Source organism: Rhizobacter sp. P3_B12 (assembly GCF_056402895.1).
The window spans coordinates 1-1190 of the sequence record NZ_JBFUGN010001407.1 but is presented as its reverse complement, the minus strand read 5'-3'; the positions used below and the strand labels follow the sequence as shown (position 1 = coordinate 1190).

Below are 1190 nucleotides of genomic sequence, written 5' to 3'. Positions count from 1 at the left end.
GCCGGCTTCGGGGTCGGCGCACGCGGTGCGGCAGGCGCCGGTGCCACAGCGGCCGGCGTCGCCTGGGCCTGCTGGCGCTGCTTCAGCATCTGCGAGAAGGCGGTGGCCTGCGGTGCCTCAGCAGATGGCGAGGAAGCGGGTGCGGGTGCCGGCGCGACGGCCAGCGGGTTGTTCGCGGAAAAGATCGGCAAGGACGACGACACGGCGGACATGGAAGTGCCTGGGCGTTGATTCAGCGGTGGATCGGAAAAACTCGGCCAACTCGGATGCCGGCGCGTCAGGCCGCCGGCGAAGCACCGGCCTGGCTCAGCCGGTTCCACGCGGCGCGCGCAGCGAACTCGTCGGTCTGCTTCTGCTCGCGGCGGTCGGCCACCAGGCGCAGCTCCTGCAGCCGGCGCTCCAGCAGCTTGCGCACCGAGGCGACGCGCATCTCCTGCTCGCGCAGCAGCTGCAGCATGCGCTCGACGCGACCCTGCGCATGCGTCACGACGCGCTGCTGCTGGTCGATCGCCAGCGTCAGCCGCTGCATGAAGCCCTGGTAGTGCTGCATCACGTCCATCGTGTTGCTGCGGCTGAACTGCTCGCGAAAGCGCGCCTCGTACTCGCCGCGGTAGCTCGTCAGCTGCTCGGCCTGCGCCAGTGCCGCGGTCTGCGCATCGGTCGCGCGGCGCGATTCGGCCATCGCCGCATCACGCTCGCGTTCGGCCTGGCCCAGCAGCGCCATCAGCGGCTCGATCGATCGGTCGTTGCTCATCGAGGTACTCCTTCAATCGTCGTGATCACCCGCCGAACAACTTGCGCAGGTCGCGCACGCTGTTGTTCAGGCTGGCCGGTTTGTTCATGCCCTGCTGCAGCAGCTCGACCATCGGGCCGTGCAGCTTGACGGCGGCGTCGAGCTCGCTGTCGTGGCCGGGCGAATACGCGCCCAGCTGGATCAGGTCGCGCGCCTTCGTGTACTTCGCGCTCAGCTGGCGGAAGCGCCGCGCCGCGTCGATGTGCTCCTGCGGGCTCACGTTGTTCATCACCCGCGAGATCGAGCGCTCGACGTCGATCGCCGGGTAGTGGCCGGCCTCGGCCAGCTCGCGCGACAGCACGATGTGGCCGTCCAGGATGCCGCGCGCCGCATCGGCGATCGGGTCCTGCTGGTCGTCGCCTTCGCTCAGCACGGTGTAGAACGCGGTGATCGAGCC

General features: G+C 69.5%; 1 protein-coding gene and 2 pseudogenes. All 3 read right to left on the bottom strand.

Annotation, left to right across the window (positions count from 1 at the left end; translation table 11 throughout):
* Positions 1-212, bottom strand: a pseudogene (locus AC1D01_RS35660) (zinc ribbon domain-containing protein); the annotation flags it as partial.
* 65 nt (positions 213-277) lie between these two features.
* The gene (fliJ, locus tag AC1D01_RS35655; protein WP_477874387.1) at positions 278-754 is read right to left on the bottom strand and encodes a flagellar export protein FliJ; all 477 of its coding nucleotides are present in this window, start codon (positions 752-754) and stop codon (positions 278-280) included.
* Between the two features lie 25 nt (positions 755-779).
* Positions 780-1190, bottom strand: a pseudogene (locus AC1D01_RS35650) (flagellum-specific ATP synthase FliI); the annotation flags it as partial.